The sequence below is a fragment of the Rhodopseudomonas sp. BR0C11 genome (genome assembly GCF_010820945.1).
GTDB classification, from domain to species: domain Bacteria; phylum Pseudomonadota; class Alphaproteobacteria; order Rhizobiales; family Xanthobacteraceae; genus Rhodopseudomonas; species Rhodopseudomonas palustris_H.
The window spans coordinates 1-18,879 of record NZ_QTKI01000045.1 but is presented as its reverse complement, the minus strand read 5'-3'; the positions used below and the strand labels follow the sequence as shown (position 1 = coordinate 18,879).

17 protein-coding genes are annotated in these 18,879 nt (G+C 65.7%); 4 read left to right on the top strand and 13 right to left on the bottom strand.

Features of this window, described 5'->3' with window-relative positions; genetic code table 11:
• The coding region (locus DYI24_RS06205) for a dihydroxy-acid dehydratase domain-containing protein (RefSeq protein WP_205523392.1) at window positions 1-673 on the bottom strand (673 nt) is incomplete at its 3' end.
• 330 nt (window positions 674-1,003) lie between these two features.
• Between DYI24_RS06205 and DYI24_RS06200 the strand changes: the two genes are divergently transcribed.
• The 3 genes from DYI24_RS06200 to DYI24_RS06190 all read left to right on the top strand — a co-directional run bounded on the left by DYI24_RS06200 (window position 1,004) and on the right by DYI24_RS06190 (window position 4,315).
• Window positions 1,004-2,212 (top strand): GTP-binding protein, encoded by a 1,209-nt coding sequence (locus DYI24_RS06200; RefSeq protein ID WP_164571653.1) that lies wholly within the window; start codon window positions 1,004-1,006, stop codon window positions 2,210-2,212.
• A 153-nt stretch (window positions 2,213-2,365) separates the two neighbouring features.
• Entirely contained in the window at window positions 2,366-3,322 is a 957-nt protein-coding gene (locus DYI24_RS06195) for a DUF4424 domain-containing protein (protein WP_246701175.1), read from the top strand.
• A gap of 120 nt (window positions 3,323-3,442) precedes the next feature.
• Complete coding sequence (locus DYI24_RS06190) at window positions 3,443-4,315, top strand: formate/nitrite transporter family protein (protein WP_164571652.1); 873 nt, start codon at window positions 3,443-3,445, stop codon at window positions 4,313-4,315.
• Window positions 4,316-4,329: 14 nt separating this feature from the next.
• Here DYI24_RS06190 and DYI24_RS06185 read toward each other — a convergent pair whose 3' ends face one another.
• From DYI24_RS06185 to DYI24_RS06160, 6 genes are all read right to left on the bottom strand, one after another.
• The gene (locus DYI24_RS06185; protein ID WP_164571651.1) at window positions 4,330-6,240 is read right to left on the bottom strand and encodes a nitric oxide reductase activation protein NorD; all 1,911 of its coding nucleotides are present in this window, start codon (window positions 6,238-6,240) and stop codon (window positions 4,330-4,332) included.
• Window positions 6,241-6,365: 125 nt separating this feature from the next.
• Complete coding sequence (locus tag DYI24_RS06180) at window positions 6,366-7,178, bottom strand: CbbQ/NirQ/NorQ/GpvN family protein (RefSeq protein ID WP_164571650.1); 813 nt, start codon at window positions 7,176-7,178, stop codon at window positions 6,366-6,368.
• A 56-nt stretch (window positions 7,179-7,234) separates the two neighbouring features.
• A complete protein-coding gene (locus DYI24_RS06175) occupies window positions 7,235-8,581 on the bottom strand; it encodes a cbb3-type cytochrome c oxidase subunit I (RefSeq protein WP_107354699.1) in 1,347 nt (448 codons plus the stop codon).
• 37 nt (window positions 8,582-8,618) lie between these two features.
• On the bottom strand, window positions 8,619-9,071 hold the full coding sequence (locus DYI24_RS06170; protein ID WP_107354698.1) for a c-type cytochrome: 453 nt from the start codon (window positions 9,069-9,071) through the stop codon (window positions 8,619-8,621).
• Between the two features lie 112 nt (window positions 9,072-9,183).
• Window positions 9,184-9,453 carry a cytochrome C oxidase subunit IV family protein gene (locus DYI24_RS06165; protein ID WP_164571649.1) on the bottom strand — a complete coding sequence of 90 codons (270 nt, stop codon included), beginning with the start codon at window positions 9,451-9,453 and terminating at the stop codon, window positions 9,184-9,186.
• Window positions 9,454-9,457: 4 nt separating this feature from the next.
• Window positions 9,458-10,066, bottom strand: a complete 609-nt coding sequence (locus DYI24_RS06160) for a cytochrome c oxidase subunit 3 family protein (protein WP_164571648.1) — start codon at window positions 10,064-10,066, stop codon at window positions 9,458-9,460.
• Between the two features lie 136 nt (window positions 10,067-10,202).
• Here DYI24_RS06160 and DYI24_RS28015 point away from each other — a divergent pair, with 136 nt between their 5' ends.
• On the top strand, window positions 10,203-10,358 hold the full coding sequence (locus DYI24_RS28015) for a hypothetical protein (RefSeq protein WP_205523391.1): 156 nt from the start codon (window positions 10,203-10,205) through the stop codon (window positions 10,356-10,358).
• A 6-nt stretch (window positions 10,359-10,364) separates the two neighbouring features.
• On the opposite strand, the gene DYI24_RS06155 is transcribed toward DYI24_RS28015, so the two are convergent.
• The 6 genes from DYI24_RS06155 to DYI24_RS06130 all read right to left on the bottom strand — a co-directional run.
• Window positions 10,365-11,318, bottom strand: a complete 954-nt coding sequence (locus DYI24_RS06155) for a hypothetical protein (RefSeq protein WP_164571647.1) — start codon at window positions 11,316-11,318, stop codon at window positions 10,365-10,367.
• Window positions 11,319-11,350: 32 nt separating this feature from the next.
• The gene (locus DYI24_RS06150) at window positions 11,351-14,662 is read right to left on the bottom strand and encodes an acetyl-CoA carboxylase family protein (protein WP_164571646.1); all 3,312 of its coding nucleotides are present in this window, start codon (window positions 14,660-14,662) and stop codon (window positions 11,351-11,353) included.
• Between the two features lie 63 nt (window positions 14,663-14,725).
• The gene (locus DYI24_RS06145) at window positions 14,726-16,441 is read right to left on the bottom strand and encodes an AMP-binding protein (protein ID WP_164571645.1); all 1,716 of its coding nucleotides are present in this window, start codon (window positions 16,439-16,441) and stop codon (window positions 14,726-14,728) included.
• Between the two features lie 26 nt (window positions 16,442-16,467).
• Entirely contained in the window at window positions 16,468-17,352 is an 885-nt protein-coding gene (locus DYI24_RS06140) for an ABC transporter permease (RefSeq protein WP_107354692.1), read from the bottom strand.
• The gene (locus DYI24_RS06135) at window positions 17,349-18,305 is read right to left on the bottom strand and encodes an ABC transporter permease (protein WP_107346482.1); all 957 of its coding nucleotides are present in this window, start codon (window positions 18,303-18,305) and stop codon (window positions 17,349-17,351) included. The genes DYI24_RS06140 and DYI24_RS06135 overlap by 4 nt, the downstream gene beginning before the upstream one ends.
• A gap of 52 nt (window positions 18,306-18,357) precedes the next feature.
• The coding region (locus DYI24_RS06130) for an ABC transporter substrate-binding protein (RefSeq protein ID WP_246701174.1) at window positions 18,358-18,879 on the bottom strand (522 nt) is incomplete at its 5' end.

Genomic DNA, 18,879 nt, shown 5'->3' with positions numbered 1-18,879 from the left:
GGGTGGCGGGAACCGAGCCGTTGCCGGGCAGCGACAGGCCGAGCGCTTCGGTAAGGCAGTTCATCGAATTGGCGGTGAACATGCCCGAGCACGAGCCGCAGGTCGGGCACGCCGAGCGCTCCATGGTCTGCACGTCTTCGTCGCTCATCGCGCTGTCGGCGGCCGCCACCATCGCGTCGATCAGATCGACCGCGTGGGTCTTGCCCTTCAGCACCACCTTGCCGGCTTCCATCGGACCGCCGGAGACAAACACCGCCGGGATGTTGAGTCGCATCGCGGCCATCAGCATGCCAGGGGTGATCTTGTCGCAGTTGGAGATGCACACCATCGCGTCGGCGCAGTGTGCATTGACCATGTACTCGACGCTGTCGGCGATCAGTTCGCGCGACGGCAGTGAATACAGCATGCCGTCGTGGCCCATCGCGATGCCGTCGTCGACCGCGATGGTGTTGAACTCCTTGGCGACGCCGCCGGCCGCCTCGATCTCGCGCGCGACGAGCTGGCCGAGGTCCTTGAGATGGACATGGCCGGGCACGAACTGGGTGAACGAATTGACCACCGCGATGATCGGCTTGCCGAAATCGGAATCCTTCATACCAGTGGCGCGCCACAGGCCGCGCGCGCCGGCCATGTTGCGGCCGTGGGTCGTCGTTCTCGAGCGATAAGCAGGCATTGAACTGTTCCGTGAAAATGTCCGTCGCCGGAAAGGCGCGCCCGGCGGCCGAAAACTGGCTTCAGTGAAAGGCGCGCCGAAGCAAAGCGACCATCAACAAGCCTTACTGCAGAACCAACCGCCTCTCAATGGTCGCCGGGCGCGCAGCCCGATGCGAGCGGCACGAAAGCGACGCCGATCGCAGGCTAGCTCCAGGTCGCCACCGGCTGCGCACGATCAATTGAACGGCGTCCGTCCAAGCCGAACCGCGGCCGCTTGCCGGCCTCACATGTAATGTTATAACATTTCATGCGCAACCCTCCATTACCTGCAACGAAGGCTTTCCTCATCATGGATCACCCCCTGCTCCCGGTCACCGTGCTGTCCGGCTTTCTCGGCGCCGGCAAAACCACCCTGCTGAACCGGATGCTGGCCAACCGCGAGGGGCGACGGCTGGCGGTGATCGTCAACGACATGAGCGAGGTGAACATCGACGCCGAGCTGGTGCGGCAGGATGGCGGGCTGACGCGATCGGAGGAAACGCTGGTCGAGATGACCAACGGCTGCATCTGCTGCACGCTGCGCGAGGACCTTCTGCAGGAAGTGCGCAGACTCGCCGAAAGCGGCCGGTTCGACGGTTTGGTGATCGAATCCACCGGGATCGCCGAGCCGCTGCCGATCGCCGCGACGTTCGAATTCCGCGACGAGAACGGCGCCAGCCTGTCGGACATCGCGCGGCTGGACACCATGGTGACGGTGGTGGATACCGCGAGCCTATTGGCAAACTACTCCAGCCAGGAATTCCTGCGCGACCGCGGCGAAGTCGCCGGCGCGGACGACGAGCGCACGCTGGTCGACCTGCTGGTCGAGCAGATCGAATTCGCCGACGTCATCGTGCTCAACAAAGTGTCGGCGACCTCACCGAGCCGGCGCGAGACCGCGCGATCGATCGTGCGGGCGCTGAACTCGGATGCCAAGATCATCGAGGCCGATTTCGGCGATGTGCCGCTGTCGTCGGTGCTGCATACCGGTCTGTTCGATTTCGAACGAGCGCATCAGCACCCGCTGTGGTTCAAGGAGCTGAACAGTTTCGCCGACCACGTGCCGGAGACCGAGGAATACGGCATCCGCTCATTCGTGTACCGCGCGCGGCGGCCGTTTCATCCGCTGCGGTTTCAGTCGTTCTGCAACCGGAGCTGGCCGGGCGTGATCCGCGCGAAGGGCTTCTTCTGGCTGGCGACCCGGCCGCAGCATGTCGGCGAAATCGCACAAGCCGGCGCGATGGTGCGGACTTCCAAGCGTGGGCTGTGGTGGTCGGCGGTGCCGAAGACGCATTGGCCGGATAGCGACGACTGGCACGAGGCGATGAAGCCGTACTTCGATCCGGTGTGGGGCGACCGCCGCCAGGAGATCGTGTTCATCGGCACCGGCGAGATGGACGAGACAGCGCTGCGCCGCCAGCTCGATCTGTGTCTCGTCGGCGAGGATGCGGAGTTCACGCCGGATGCGTGGCGGCAGTTGCCCGATCCGTTTCCGAGCTGGGCGCCGGCACAGAACTGATCACGGACCTCCGTCACGCCAAGCTTGATCCGGTCGTGCGCTCTGGCACATTTGGATCAAGCGCCGCGCTCCGTTCGCGGCAAAGCCTTGGCGTTGGGGGATACCGTGCATCGAACAATCGCTCCGTCCGCAGCAGCCGTTGTGGCTGCGCTGATGACGCACTGCCTGCCGGCGCGAGCCAATGATACCACCGCAGCCCTGACGACCGGGGGCCTCGAATTCCGCACCAATGCCGACATCGAGATGCTGTCGGAGGATCTGTCGATCTCGCGCGAGCGGATCGACGTGCGCTACCGCTTCCTCAATCGCTCCGGCACCGATCAGCACGTCACCGTGGCGTTTCCGATGCCGGAGATCGACTATTCGGACGCCAACAGTATCGAAGTGCCGAACAACGAAGCCGACAACTTCCTGAACTTCCGCACCAAGGTCGATGGCCGCGACATCACCGCTCAGCTCGAACAGAAGGCGCTGGTCGGCAAGACCGACGTCACCGCCCGGCTGCAGGCACTCGGCGTGCCTCTGCAGCCGCGGGCGAAAGCGACCCAGACCGCGCTCGAAGCGCTGCCGGCGCAGGCGCAGCAGCAACTGCTCAAGGACGAGATCGTCCGACCCGACGATTTCGATGCCGGCAAAGGCATGGAGCATCACCTCGCGCCGAACTGGCGGCTGCGGGCGACCTATTACTGGGATCAGACCTTCCCGGCCGGCCGCGAGGTGGTGGTCGAGCACAGCTACACCCCGAGCGTCGGCGGCAGCGTGCAGACTGGCATCACGGGCCCATATTCGACGGCAGAGGAGCGCGCCAACTACACGCGCAAGTTCTGCGCCGAGCCTTCGTTCGTCCAGGCGGTCGCAGCGATGACGCGGAAGAATGGCAACCAGCCGCCGCCGGAGCAGCGCGTCTCCTACGTCCTGACCACCGGCGCCAATTGGGCCAAGCCGATCGGCGATTTCCATCTGACGATCGACAAAGGCAAGCCGAACTCGCTGGTCAGCTTCTGCGAGACCGGCGTGGTCAAAACCGGCCCCACCCGGTTTGAAGTGCGCAAGACCAGCTTCAAGCCGAGCCGCGACCTCGACATCCTGATCATCGACGCCCCGCAATAGCGGTCGCGAACGTCCACTGCTGATTGGCTGGAACTTCCATCCGGCGCCGTACTTGATCTGCGGTTTCCGCAAAGGTGGCGAGCGATCCGGCTTGCGCGCCTTTGCGGCCAAGGACCGTCGATGGCGTCAGCGCAGCACCACCCCGCCTCCACCTCGTCGCGCCGGGCCGACGATCCGCAAGACAATCACGCAGCGATCACCGAGCGTGAGGTCGAGGACGTCGAGTCGCGATCGAGCCCGCGCACGCCGGTAATCTACGAGATCGTTCGCCGCCTCGGCGAAGAGGAAATGGCGCGGCCGGTGGTGTCGCTGTGGTGGTCGGGACTTGCCGCCGGTCTGTCGATCAGCTTCTCGCTGCTCGCGCAGGCGGTACTGCAGCAGCATTTGGAGCCGACCGACTGGCGGCCGTTGGTCACCAGTTTCGGCTATTCGATCGGCTTTCTGATGGTGGTGCTGGCGCGTCAGCAGCTGTTCACCGAGAACACCATCACGGTGGTGCTGCCGGTGATGGCGAACTGGTCGCTGCGTAATTTCGGCTGCGCCGCCCGGCTATGGGCCGTGGTGCTGCTGGCAAATTTCGCCGGCACGCTGTTCGCTGCGGCATTCTGCAGCTTCACGCCGGCGATTACGCCGGAGCTGAAGCGCGAGATGCTGGAGATCAGCCGCCACGTCGTCGAATACGGCTGGTTCGCCGCGATGATGAAGGCGATCGCCGCCGGCTTCCTGATCGCCGCGATGGTGTGGCTGCTGCCGAGCGCGGAAGGCAGTCAGGTCTGGATCATCGTGGTGATGACCTGGCTGATCTCGGCCGGCGGCTTCATGCACATCGTCGCCGGCAGCATGGAGGCGTTCATGCTGATGTTGGACGGCTCGGTCAGCATCGCCCAGGTGTTCGGCGGTTTCATTGCGCCGGTTCTGACCGGCAACGTTATCGGGGGCACCGCGCTGTTCGCGTTGCTGACCTATGCGCAGGTGATGAAGGAGATGGAGTGAACGGCGGCTGCCGGTCACCCCATCAGGTTGCGGTAGATTCCGGGGAGCGCGGCGGGGAGCCGGCCGATGTGTCCGACGATGGCATAACCGGCGCGGCCGAACAGCGTCGGAAAGTACGACTGCGCATCGACATCGATGGTGACGCCGAACACCGCAATGCCGCTGCGGCGCGCTTCCTGCACCGCCCTGCGGCTGTCCTCGAGCGCGAACCGGCCCTCGTAGTGGTCGACGTCGTTGGGCTTGCCGTCGGTCAGCACCAGCAGCAGCTTCTTGCGTTGTGGCTGTTTGGCCAGCTCCGCGCTGGCATGGCGCAGCGCCGCGCCGATCCGGGTGTAGTAGCCGGGCTTCAGCGCGGCGATCCTCCGCTCGACCAACGGGCTCATGCTCTCGCCAAAGCCCTTCACCGTCTCCACCCGCACCCAATCCCGGCGCCGCGACGTAAAGGTCAGGATGCTGTGCTGATCGCCGCAGGCTTCGATGCCGTGAGCCAGCACCGTCAGCGCTTCTTTCTCGACATCCAGCACGCGGCGATTGTCGACCCAGGCATCGGTCGACAGTGAGACGTCGACCAGTAGCGTCACTGCCAGGTCGCGCGCCTGTGGCCGGGCCGCGAGATGGAAGCGGTCGAAGCCGCCATCACCGGCGGCGATCTCACAGCGCGAGCGCACCAGAGCGTCGAGATCGAGATCATGACCATCAGCTTGCGCCCGCAGCACCTCGTGCCGAGGCCGCAACGCTTCGAACTGGCGTCGCACCCGCTTGACCAGCGCCCGTGTCGCCTCACCGCATTGCCAAGCCTCGCCCTGCTCCGGCGCGTCCTGCGCCAGAACGCGGCAATGATCCGCAAGATAGGCGCCGCGCTTGTAGTCCCATTCCGGATACAGCTTGCCGGCGGTGAGCCGGCTGTGCTCGATCGCTTGCGGCGGCAGATCGAGATCGAAACGGAATTTGCTCGCGGGCTTCTTGGTCGATTTGCCGATGGTGATTTCATCGAGATCGTCGGCCGCCTTGTCGGCGTGCTCGTCGTCGTCCTCGTCCGTCGGGCGATCGACATTGACCATCTCGGCCATCGCCAGGATCTTCTCGAACCGGTTGAGCGCCAGCGGATCGCGTTGCGGACCATCGTCCGCCTTTCGCTTCGCTGCCTTGCGCCGCGGCTCCGAACACGGCTTGGACGCCGCCTCGTCGGTGTCGTCGGGATCGAGGACCGGAGCCTCGACGTCGCGGGTCCAGACTTCACCCCACAATGGGCACGGCAGGAACGGCTGATAGCCCGGTGGCGACCGGACCGAGATCTCGCCGTCGGTCACGATCATCCGCCACAACTCGGGGTCCGGCGTGACTTCCGCGCCGAGCAGTCCCTGGATCGCGGCTTCGAGATCGCTCTCCATCCGCGGCAAAGCCCGCCGCGGCCGCGCCGCCGCGGTTGCGGCCGCAAGTAGGTGATAGGCCCGGCGAAGCCCGGGATAGGCCGCGAGGACCTGCTGGGTCGTGGCATGCACGCGGCGCAGCAGCAGAACATCCCGCCGCAGCGGATCGGCTTCATGCACGCTGCCGGTCGGCGCCACTGCGAACCAGGCCGCCAGCCAGCGGTACAGCGCGCGATTCAGCGCGACATCGGCGAACAGCGCGATCCGGTCGGGCAAGAAGAGCGTGGCATCGTCGCGGCCAGGCTGCATCAGCCGCTCCTCGCCGAGCCCGATACGCTGCCGCCACCCGAGACGGTGCCCCGAGGTGCGGGCGCTGCTGCCGGCAAGCTGCACCGCAGTCTCGCCTCCGAGCCCGCGATACATCACGCCGAGCGCGGCGCGGCAGTCGTTCAGCGTCGCCGCGTGCTCCGGATGCTCCGGATAGCTCGCCGCACGCCCCACCAGCCGATGCCAGGCGCGACCGACGGTTTCTTCGAGTTCGAGGAAGTCGAGCATGGCGGGCCTCTCAGCGGTGTTCGGACCATCGACTCGTCATTGCGAGGAGCGAAGCGACGAAGCAATCCATCGCCGCGCAGCGACCTGGATTGCTTCGCTTCGCTCGCAATGACGGAGGAAACGCATCACCCCATCACCGCGCCGGCGACTTCGATCAGGGCGGCCTTCACATCGGCATCGTCGGTCAGCGGCTCGATCAGGCCGGCGAGGACGGCGTCGCGCACCGAGAGGCCTTCGCTGATCAGGCTGGCGCAATACACTAACAGCCGGGTCGAGACGCCTTCTTCGAGGTCGTGGCCCTTGAGCTTGCGCAGCCGGCCGGCGAGTGCGACCAGCGGCGCGACGCGCTCGCTCGACAGGCCGCTCTCGGCGGCCACCACCGCGATCTCTTGTTCGGGGGCGAGGAAGCCGAATTCGATGGCGGCGAAACGCTGCCGGGTCGACGGCTTCAGCGCCTTGAGCAGGCTCTGGTAGCCGGGGTTGTAGGACACCACGAGCATGAAATGCGGCGGCGCCTGCAGTTCCTCGCCGGTGCGCTCCAGCGGCAGCACGCGGCGATCGTCGGCCAGCGGATGCAGCACCACCGCGACGTCCTTGCGGGCCTCGACCACCTCGTCGAGATAACAGATGCCGCCTTCCCGCACCGCGCGGGTCAGCGGGCCGTCGACCCACACCGTCTCGCCGCCCTTCAGCAGGTAGCGGCCGGTGAGATCCGCCGCCGTGAGATCGTCGTGGCAAGACACCGTGAACAGCGGCAGGCGGAGCCGCGCTGCCATATGCGCGACGAAGCGCGTCTTGCCGCAGCCGGTCGGCCCCTTCAGCAGCAGCGGCACCCGTCGCTTCCAGGCGTGTTCGAACAGCGCGCATTCGTTGCCGGCGGGCGTGTAGGGCGGCGGAGCAGGCAACGTCGCATCGATGGCGTGCAGAGCGGGCTTCATGGCAATCTCCGTGTGTGGAAAGAGGCGGCCACGGATCCCCGTGGCCGCCAGGGGGCCTATTCGGCCGGTTGCAGGGCGCCAGTCAGCGTGGCCTGCTTGGTGCGTCCGGCGACGAGGATCGCCCAGACGAACATCAGTGCGGAGATCAGCACGGCGACGCCGGAGCCGAGCCGCACCCAGTAGAACAGTGCGATCTGGTCCTGCACCTCCATGTAGCCCTGGCCGAGCACGCGCTGCAGATGCACCTGGATGATGCCGGCGAAGGTCAGCGCGAAGGTCATCACGCTCATCGCCGTGCACATCAGCCAGAAGCTGGCGATCGACAGCGCCTGATTGTACGGCGCGCGGCCACGAAGCTGCGGGATCGCGTAGGTCATCATCGCCAGGTTCAGCATCACATAGGCGCCGAAGAAGGCGAGATGGCCGTGCGCCGCGGTGACCTGGGTGCCGTGGGTGTAGTAGTTCACGCTGGACAGCGTGTGCAGGAAGCCCCAGACGCCGGCGCCGAAGAACGCCATCACCGAACAGCCCACCGACCACAGCAGCGCGGCACGGTTTTCATGCTTGCGGCCGGCCTTCCAGGTCATCTGCACGGTGAACACCACCATGGTGAAGAACGGCGCGACTTCCAGGGTCGAAAACAGCGAGCCGATCCACTGCCAGTAGCCCGGCGCACCGATCCAGTAATAATGGTGGCCGGTGCCGAGGATGCCGGAGAACAGCGCCAGGCCGATGATGACGTAGAGCCACTTCTCGACCACCTCGCGATCGATGCCGTTGAGCTTGATCATCAGAAACGCCAGCACCGACGCCATGATCAATTCCCAAACGCCCTCGACCCAGAGGTGCACGACGTACCACCAGTACATTTTGTCGAGCGCGAGGTTGGCCGGGTTGTAGAACGCGAACAGGAAGAAAATCGCCACGCCCCACAGCCCGAACAGCAGGATGTTGGTGATGGTGGTCTTGCGCCCTTTCAGCACCGTCATGGTGATGTTGAACAGGAAGATGAGGCAGACCACGACGATGCCGACCTTGATCACGAACGGCTGCTCGAGGAATTCCCGCCCTTCATGATAATGGAACAGATAGCCAACCACCGCGGCACCGGCAGCGCCGAAGAACAGCCAGAACTGCACCTTCGCCAGCAGCGGACTGAACAGCTCGTTCTCGGCCTCTTCGGGCACCAGATAATAGGCACAGCCCATGAAGCCCATCAGCAGCCAGACGATCAGCGCGTTGGTGTGGATCATCCGGACGATGTTGAAGGGCAGAAGCTCCGACAGCGTGTTCGGCAGCACATAGATGGTGCCGGCGAGCACGCCGAACGACACCTGGGCGAGGAACAACGTCAACGCGCCGTAGAAATACAGCAACGCGACCTTTTGGGTTTGATATTTCATCACGAGGTCTTTCTGATGCGGATGCGTGAAGGTCGGATCAGCCGGCGTCGTTCGGCGGCCAGTGCTGGGTCTTGATCTTGCTGGTCCACTCGAGGAAATCGGCGAGGTCACCCACCTCCTGATCGGTCAAATGGAACTGCGGCATCTGCCGCCGTCCCTGGACGCCGGACGGCTGCGACGCCATCCAGGATTTCAGCATCTCGCGGGCCTGAGCCGGATCCTTGTCGCCGCCCCAGCGCACCCAGACGTTGCTAAGCTCAGGAGCGAAATACGCACCCTCGCCGAGCAGGGTGTGACAGTTGATGCAGGAGTTCTTTTCCCAAACATGCTTGCCGCGGGCCACCGAGGGGGTGAGCGTCCCGGTGTCGGTCGACTTGGTCGCGATGTAATAATGGCTGTGAGCGGTGAGCCCGATGAAGATCGCGAAGAAGAAGGCCGAGCCGCCGAAGAACACATTGCGCGCGGCAGACTTGGTGAGGCGTTCAGCCATCACGTGATTCCTTTTCGATGTGGGGGAGGCGAAGGTGCGGCGCTGCAGCTTCGTCAGCGACACTAATCGACCGGATCGCCGCAACTTTGTGCTGGCTCAAGGTTCGGAACGATTAGCGAAGGGTTTGTACCAATGGCGAGGCGAGTGCACCGCACGCCACCAGCGCGATCCAGCCGAACAGCAGCGCCCGCCACGGCCCGGGCGAGCCGCGGAACCCGAAGTAATCGAGCACGACCAGGCGGGCTTTCAGCACCGCGATCACCATCAGCACGGCGCCGCCGGCAAACGCAGCAGCTGCACCACGACTGAGTAAAACACCGAGGATGGTCAGCAGCAGGAGAGCGACCGCGCTGCGATCTCGGAGCTGGGTGAACCGGATCATCGCATCACCGCATCAGATAGACGATCGGGAACATCACCAGCCACACCAGATCGACCATGTGCCAGAAACAGGTTCCGCTTTCGACCGCAGCCGCATTGGCGCGCCACGCGACGCCGAGCAGGATCGCGATCCCGAGCGCGACATGCAGCAGATGGAATCCGGTAAGCAGAAAATACAGCGTGAAGAAGGTGCTGCCATCGATATCGGCACCGCGGCCGATCTCGCCGGCATATTCGAACAGCTTGATGGCGATGAACGCGGCGCCGAGCAGACAGGCGCGCAGCGTCCAGCGCCACGTCGCCTGGCGTGAGCCGGCATGAGCTGCGGCGCTAGCCTTGGCGGCGAGCCAGCCGCTCGACACCAGGCAGAGCGTATTGGCGGCGGCGAGCGCCGGATCGAGCTGGCCCTGCCCGGCCGCGAACGCTTCAGGCTGCAGTGCCCGCGCGATTTGGAACCCGATCAGCAGCGCGCCGAACGCGGCGAGTTCGCTGAAGATCAACACCCACATCATCAGGTGACCAGGCAGCGAATCCAGCGCGCTGACACCGGACACGGTGCGGCTATCGGTGCTGTCGGAGAGCGCGGGCACGCCCGCTGCGATCGCGTCGGTCATGGCGCGACGATAGAGGCGGCTACCGCCGGAACGTTGTGCCGCGACAAACTCGCAGGCAACTCACCCGAGCTTGCGCCCCGACAAAGAGCCCGTCCCGCCGGCCGCTAGGATGGCTCCGTCAAACCATGAGGGACCCATGACCGAAGCCAAGCTGGGGCTGATCGTCGTGTCGGTGATCATCATCGCCTTCGCGTTCGCCATGCGGCGGTTCGGCGCGCTGCAAACCACGGGCGTGGTCGCCACCACGATCATCACGGTGGCGATTGCGGCCAGCCTGTTCCTGACCCAATAGGCAGGACTATCCCGTCGGATACAGCGCGGCGTATTCCTGCGCATACGGGGCGTAGGAGTCCTTCAACGTCGCCGAATTCAGCAGCATAGTGGCCACCAGACGGCCAGTGGCGTCATAGGCTTCACTGCGCACCCACATGCTCTCGGTCCGCTTGCTGCCGGATAGCGCCACCACCTTGCGCTCGATCCGATACGGCTCGCCGACATAGAGCGGCCCCTCGATCAGCCGGATTTCCTGATCGGCGAACAGGCCGACCACCGGTCCGCGCACCGGCAAGCCGTCCTGCTTGCTGAGATACTGGAACAGCACGCTCAGCATCTCGAGCGGGATGATCGCCTTGCCCCACGGCGAAGCTCCGCCCGGCCGATAGTACGGGGACAGCTCGGTGATGACCTCGAGCTTCTGCGCCAGCGAGAACGGATACAGCTCGCCCATGACCTGCTCATGGTCCATGCGCGCCGCCTGGGTCTTGGTCGTCATCCCGACCGAGACGTCGCGCAGGATCACCGGATCGGCCAACGGCTTCAGTTCGGTAAGGCGGACGTCGAGCGCGGACGGCGGCGCGTCGCGGCCGACCGAGACCGTGCCGCGCAGCACTTCGGTGCCGTCGCGCTTGACCATGCGGATAGTAGTGTGACGGCCACCGGCCGCGGGCTTGTCGACGATCGCCTGAACGTCCTCGCCCTCGAATGCGGCGTTACGGTAGTGAGCCGAGATGCAGCCTGTCTCGAACCATTCCTTGCCCCACAGCCGTTCGCACAGCGGCGCGAACTGGCTGAAATGCGTCGGGCCTTCGATGGTACCGCCCTTGAAGCCGAGCTTCTGAGCGGTGGCGTCGTCGTGGATCGAGGCGTGCGAGTCGTACACCTGGGCGTGCAGCATCTGCCGCGGCTGCCGCCACGGCCCGACCAGCGCGTCGCCGGTGTCGTCGATCGGCGTCTCGAATGCAGCTTGCGTCATCGTTTCGCTCCCAATCGTTTTCGCGCCGGCTGTTACCAGGTGTCGATGCAGGGCCGCTTGCGCTCGCTGCGCTCCGGCGGCGTCGGCACCGAGCGCAGCCCGGCCATGATCCACCGCCGCGTCTCGGCAGGATCGATCACGTTGTCGATCTCGAACACCGAGGCGATCGAGACCGCCTTGCCGTTGGCATACAGCTCCGCGACCTTGTTCTTGTAGTAGGCCTCACGCTCGGCCGGATCGGCGATCGCCTCCATCTCCTTGCGGAAGCCGAGGCGCACGTAACCCTCAAGTCCCATGCCGCCAAATTCACCGGTCGGCCAGGCCGCGGTGAAGAACGAGGCGTGGAAGCCGCCGCCGATCATCGACTGCGCGCCGAGGCCGTAGCCCTTGCGCAGCACGATGCCGAACAGCGGCACGGTGAGGCTGGCCCCGGTGACGAACATCCGCGCGACATGGCGGACGATCGCCGTCTTCTCGGCTTCCGGCCCGACCATGAAGCCGGGCGTGTCGCACAGCGACACGATCGGAATGTCGAACGCATCGCAGAGCTGCAGGAAGCGCGCCGCCTTGTCGCCGGCATCGGCGTCGATCGCGCCGCCGAGATGCTTCGGATTGTTGGCAATCAGGCCGAACGGTTTGCCCTCAATGCGAATGAAGGCGGTGATCATACCGACGCCGAAATCGCGGCGCAGTTCGAGCACCGAGTCCTCATCGGCGATCAGGTCGATGACGGTGCGGATGTCGTACACCCGCAGCCGGTTCTCGGGGATTGCCCGGCGCAGCAGCCGCTGGTCCGGAGCCTTCCACTCGCTCACCGCGCCCTGGAAGTAGGACAGATATTTCTGCGCGACCCGGGTCGCCTCCTCTTCGTCCTGCACCAGGATGTCGACCACGCCATTCGGCGACTGGAACGACACCGGGCCGACTTCCGCCGGATGATACACGCCGAGGCCGCCACCTTCGATCATCGCCGGCCCGCCCATGCCGATCGAGGCGTTCTGGGTGGCGATGATGACGTCGCAGCAGCCGAGCATCGCGGCGTTGCCGGCGAAGCAATAGCCGGAGACGATGCCGACCACCGGCACCAGGCCGGACAGCTTGGCGAACTGCACGAACGACGGACCGTCGAGGCCGGTCATGCCGAGCCGATCGGTGTCGCCCGGCCGACCGCCGCCGCCTTCGGCGTAGAACACCAGCGGCATCCGCCACTGCTCGACCAGCGTCAGCATCCGGTCGATCTTCTTGTGGTTCATGTGGCCTTGGGTGCCGGCCAGCACGGTGTAATCGTAGGCAATCACCATGCAGCGCGCGGCGTGCTCGCCGAACTGCTTGGCGTTGACGGTGGCGACGCCGGTGACGAGGCCGTCGGCCGGCGTGTTCTTGATCAGGTCGTCGAGCGGACGGCGGCGGCGCTGCGCGGCGATCGCGAGGCTGCCGTATTCCATGAACGAGCCTTCATCGACGAGCTGCGCGACATTCTCGCGCGCGGTGCGCTGGTTGGTCTTGCGCCGCCGCCCGACCGAGGCGGGGCGGTTCTCGTCGAGCGTGTTGGCCTGCCGCGCCAGCATCTCGGCGAGGTCCGGCCGGATCGCATCGAGATCGATATCCTCTTCCGCGACGACGTGGTCGCCTTCGACGTCCTGCGGCTCGAAATACAGGATCGGCTCGCCCTGCATCAGCGTCACGCCATCGGTGGCGACGATGCGCCGGATGCGGCCGCCCTGCTCGGCCGCAACCAGATGCTCCATCTTCATCGACTCGATCACCGCGAGCTGCTGCCCCGGCCGTACCACGTCGCCCTCGGCAACCGTGATCGCCACCACAGTGCCCTGCAGCGGCGCGGCGATCGCGACCGCACCTTCCGGCACCGGCTCGGCGTTGGCCGCAGAGGCCCCGCTGCTCCGCTTGTCGGCGCTCTCCGTCGCGATCAGCGGCTGACCAAACTGCTGCGCGGCTTCGACCAGATCGGCAACGTGCCGGTCGATGAAGCTGGTGCTGACGCGATTGGCCTTGAAGTCGGCGTGCGCGAGGATCGCCTGCAGCAGCGGAATGTTGGTGGCGACGCCGCCGATGCGGAACTCGCGCAGCGCACGGGACGCCTTGGCGACCGCCTCGGCCCAATCGCCGCGGCCATGCACGATCACCTTGGCGAGCAGCGAGTCGTAAGCCGCGCTGGTGGTGTAGCCGGCGTAGCCGAACGTATCGACGCGGACGCCGGGGCCGGACGGCGGCTCGAAGACCGCCAGCGTGCCGCCAGTCGGCTTGGTCGCGCCCTTGGCGTCCATCGTTTCCATGTTGACGCGGAGCTGGATCGCGAACCCGCGCGGCCGCGGCACCGAGGCCTGATCCAGCCCGAGCGCCGCCAGCATCGCGCCGCCGGCGACGGCGAGCTGCGAGCGCACCAGATCGACCGACAGCACCTCTTCGGTGACGGTGTGTTCGACCTGCAGCCGCGGATTGGCCTCGATGAAAGCAAAAGCGCCGTCGCCCTCGCCGGCTTCACCGTCGACCAGGAATTCGAAGGTGCCGAGGCTATCGTAGTTCGCCGCTGCCGCGAGAGTCTTGGCCGCCTCGACGATGCGGCTGCGCAGCCCCTCCGGCAGCGACGGGCTCGGCGCAATTTCGATCAGCTTCTGATTGCGCCGCTGGATCGTGCATTCGCGCTCCCACAGCTGGCTGACATTGCCGTGGCGGTCGCCGATGATCTGCACTTCGATGTGCCGGGCATTGCGGATGAGCCGCTCGGCGTAGACGCCCTCATAGCCGAACGCCGCCTTGGCTTCGGATTGGCAACGCGCATAGGCGTCGGCAAGATCCTCAGCGCGCTCGACGACGCGCATGCCGCGGCCGCCGCCGCCGGCCATTGCCTTGATCATCACCGCCGGCTTGTCGCCAAGCGAGGCGAAGAACGCCTGCACCTCTTCCGACGTCGACGGCCCGATGGTGCCGGCGATGATCGGCACGCCGCAGCGTTTCGCCAGCTCTTTGGCCGCGACCTTGTCGCCGAACAGCCGCAGCGCTTCCGGCGACGGACCGACGAAGGTGATGCCCTCTTCGGCGCAGCGTCGCGCCAGATCCGCGTTCTCGCTGAGGAAGCCGTAGCCGGGATGCAGCGCATCGCAGCCCGCCGCCTTCGCCGCCGCGATCACCGCTTCGATATCGAGATAGGCCCGCGCGCCGCGGCCGGAAATCTGTTCGGCATGATCGGCGATACGGACGTGCAGTGACGCCGCATCATCGGCGGGATGGATCGCCACCGTGGTCAGGCCGGACTCGGCAGCGGCGCGCGCGATACGGATCGCGATCTCGCCGCGGTTGGCGATCAGCAGTTTTCGGAACGGCATTGGGGATTTCCTCGGCAGGTAGCTTTGGGCCGGCAACGCCTGTGCGTCGCCGGCCGTCTCGTTTCACAGCGGCGCGTTGGCGTTGAGCTCTTGCTTCTTCACCTTGCCGGTCGCGGTCATCGGCAGCGCGTCGATAATACGGATCTCGGGAACCTTGTAGACCGCCATCCGCTCGGCGCACCAGGCCTGCAACTCAGCCGGCGTGACGGTTCCTTCGGCCTCCGGCTTGAGTTGGATGAAGGCGACCGGCACCTGGCCCTTGCCGGGATCGTCGCGCCCGACCACGCCCGATCCGAGCACCTTCGGATGCTGACCGAGCAGCGCCTCGATCTCCGGCGGAAACACGCTCATACCCTTGACCTTGAGCATTTCCTTGCGGCGGCCGAGGAAGTGCAGGAAGCCATCGGAATCGATGGTGCCGATGTCGCCGGTGCGCAGCCAGCCGTCGACCAGCGATTGCGCGGTCGCCTCCGGCTTATTCCAGTAGCTTTTGAGCAGCGACGGTGTGCGAACGCGGATTTCGCCTTCGCCGCCGAGCGGCACCAGCTCGCCGGTCTCGAAGTCGGTGATCTTGAATTCCGCACCCGGCACCGGCAGGCCGACGAAGATCGGCTGCGAGATCAGATCGAAATCGTCGCCCTGGAAACCGGCCGTGAAGGTGTTTGAGGTGTGGGTCTCGGTCATGCCCCAGGCGGCTTCGGTGAGGATCGTGCCGGTGAGATCCTTCCAGCGCTTGCGGTAGGTCGGATTGAGCTTCTTGACGAACGACACCACCCGCACCTGGCTCAGCGAGGACAGATCGAACTCCTTGAAGCGCGGATGATCCATCAGCTCGACCGCGCCGTCGACCGGCATCGCGGTGACGTTGACCTTGTAGCGCTGGATCGCGGTGAGCACGCCGAGCGCATCCCAGCGCGCCAGCAGCACCAGCGTCGCGCCGGTGAACAGTGGGAAGATCAGGCCGAAGTTTTCACCCGCGATCCAGAACTCGGGGAAGAATGACAGGAACACGCTGTTCTGATCGGCCGCCACCGAGATGCCGTGATTGGCGGCCGCCGTGTAGACCATGTCGCGCTGGGTGTGGACGCAGCCCTTCGGCATGCCGGTGGTGCCGCCGGTGTAGTTGAGCGCTGCGACCTCGTCGAGCGCGGCCGGCGGCAACGGCTCCGGCTTCGGCAGCGCAGCGAGCGCCGGCAGCAGGTCGGTCGCGCCGGGCACCGCAACGCGCGGGCCGCTTACCGAATCCGGCACCGGAATCGTCGGATTGGCCGGGATCACATCGGCAAAGCTGGTGACGATCACCTCGCGCAGCGAGGTCTCGGCCCGGACCTGCTCGACCACGCCGGCGAGCTGATCGAGCGCCACGATCACTTCGGCGTCGGTGTCGTTGAGCTCGTAGGACAGCTCGAAGGCGCGCGACAGCGGGCTGACCGGCACGTGGATCGCACCGAGCTTGAGGATGCCGAAGAATACGATGTGAAACTGCGGGCAGTTCGGCAGGAACACCGCGACGCGGTCGCCCTTCTTCACGCCCTTCTGCATCAGCAGCGCCGCGAAGCGATCGCTCTGCTCGTCGAGATCCGCATAAGTGGTGACGTGACCGTAGAAGATCACCGCCGGGCGCAACGGCGCGGATTTGGCCCAGGCGCGCAGATATTCGCTGAGGGCGACCTCGCCGTGCAGATATTGCGGCTCGCGCGGAGTGCCTTTCGGCCACGCCTTCGCCCACAGCTCGTGCAGCTTTGCAAGATAATCAGCTTCCTTGGCGTCCACGGTCATGTCTCGTCCTTGTTGTTCTTGTTTAATCAGTTGCGCTTCATCGTCGGATCGAGTGACGCCCGCAAGGACTCGCCCAGCGTGTTGTAGGCGAGCGCCGTGAACAGGATGGCGAGTCCGGGCGGATACATCTGCTCCGGCGCGATCTCCATGTTCTGATAGGCGCGTGCCAGCATGGCGCCCCAGCTCGGATCGGGCGGCTGGATGCCGAGACCGAGGAAGCTGAGGCTGGCCTCGGCGAGCAACGCGGCGGCGAGCAGCAGCGTCACCTGCACGATCACCGGCTGAATCGCGTTCGGCAGCACGTGGCGCCACAGGATGCGCGTGGTCGAACCGCCGAAGCAGCGCGCGGCGTCGACATACAGCTCCTGCCGCACCACCAGCGTGCGGGCCCGCACCAGCCGCGCAAGCTGCGGCGCGAACACGATGCCGACCGAGATCATGCCGTTGGTGAGACCGATGCCGAGCGCGCCGGTGACGGCGATCGCGAGCACGATCGCGGGGAACGACAGAAAGCTGTCGATGACGCGGCTGATCATGGTGTCGACCCAGCCACCCAGATAGCCGGCCAGAATACCGACCGGCACGCCGATCAGCACCGCGATCGCAACCGCCAGGAAGCTTGCATAGAGCGACGCCATGCCGCCGTAGATCAGCCGGCTCAGCGTGTCGCGGCCGAGATCGTCGGCGCCGAGCCAGTGCTGCGCCGACATCGGCGCCAGCGCCGCATCGATGTCCTGGGCGACCGGGTTATACGGCGCGATCCACGGCGCCAGCAGCGAGATCACCAGCAGCACCAGCAGAAACGTCAGGCTGATGGCGCCTCGCAGATCGGACACGAACCAGCGCAGGAAGCGGCGCATCCGGCGGCGGCGATGCTGATGCGGAGGAGCGGTGAGCGAGACCGACGTCATGACGCGATCCTCGGGTCAAGCACGCTATAGAGAATGTCGGTGAGCAGGTTCAGCGTCACCACGATCAGCACCATGGTGAACACCACTCCCTGCACCACCGGGAAGTCGCGGTGCATTGCGGCGTTGACGATCAGCCCGCCCATGCCGGGGATCGCGAACACCGCCTCGACCACGACGGTCGCGGCCAACATCCGGTTCGCCAGCAGGCTGATCACGGTGAGCAGATTGACGCTGACGTTCTTCAAGCCGTGCCGCCACAGAATCGACGATGGTGGCAGGCCTTTGGCATGCAGCGTGCGGACCTGCTGCGACGACAGGATCTCCACCAGCGAGGAGCGCAGCTGCCGCGCCACCTCGGCGATGCCGCCGGAGGCGAGTGCGAGAGCCGGCAAAATGGCATGACTGAGCGCGGCCGCCGGGTCCTTCATCAGCGACGCGGCTCCGGTCGCCGGCAACCAATTGAGCTGCAGCGAGAAGAACGCCACCAGCAACATGCCGAGCCAGAAATTTGGCACGGCAACGCCGAGCGAAGCGATCGCCATCACGATGCCGTCGATCCACGACCCCGGCTTTGCCGCGGCCGCGATGCCGAGCGGCACGCCGATCACCAACGCGGTCAGCAGCGCCAGCGCCACGATCAGCAGCGTGTGCGGCAGGCAGCGCTCGATCGACGTCAGCACCGCCTCGCTCGACACCAGCGAGGTCGACAGATCGCCCTGCACGGCCTTCCACAGCCAGGCGCCGTATTGCACGAGGAACGGCTGGTTCAAGCCATACAGCTCGCGGATTTCGGCGATGCGCTGCTCGGACGCGTTGTCGCCCGCCAGCGTCACCGCGACGTCGCCGGGCACCAGCTTGAGCAGCCCGAACACGATGAAGGTGGACAGCACAACCACCGGCACCGCGTGCAACAGGCGGCGGCCGATGATGCGCAGACGCATGGCGTTCAACATGACCAAACCCATTTGGCAGAACGGCGCCGCGGGCAATCGCGGCGCCGTTTGATCAGGCGAGCGAGATGTTCTCGAACTTCGGCTTGCCGAGCAGGTTCGGCTGGAAGTCCTTGACCTTCGCCGACAGCGCGTCGAGCTCGTATTGGAACGCCAGCGGCGCCGACAGCGCCTGCTCCACCGTGAAGCGCTGGATCTTGGCGAACACCGCGGCGCGCTCGTTGAGATCCTGGCTGGCGCGGCTTTCCTGAATCAGCTTCGACAGCTCAGGATCGGCGGTGCGGCCGGCGTTGTAGTAAGCACCCTTATCGAAGCCGAGCCCGTAGGTCATGCTGGGATCCGGGCGACCGGTCCAGGCCGACACCAGCATGTCGAACTTCTTCTCCTGGGCGAAGAACTGCGCGCTGATTTCGGCGATGGTGCCACGGGTGAACTTCAGCTTGATGCCGACCTTGCCGAGCTGATCCTGAATCACTTCACCGCGCCGCACCGAATCCTGATCGGTGTAGCCGCCGATGGTCATTTCCAGTCCATCCTTGTAGCCGGCCTCGGCGAGCAGCTTCTTCGCCTTCTCCGG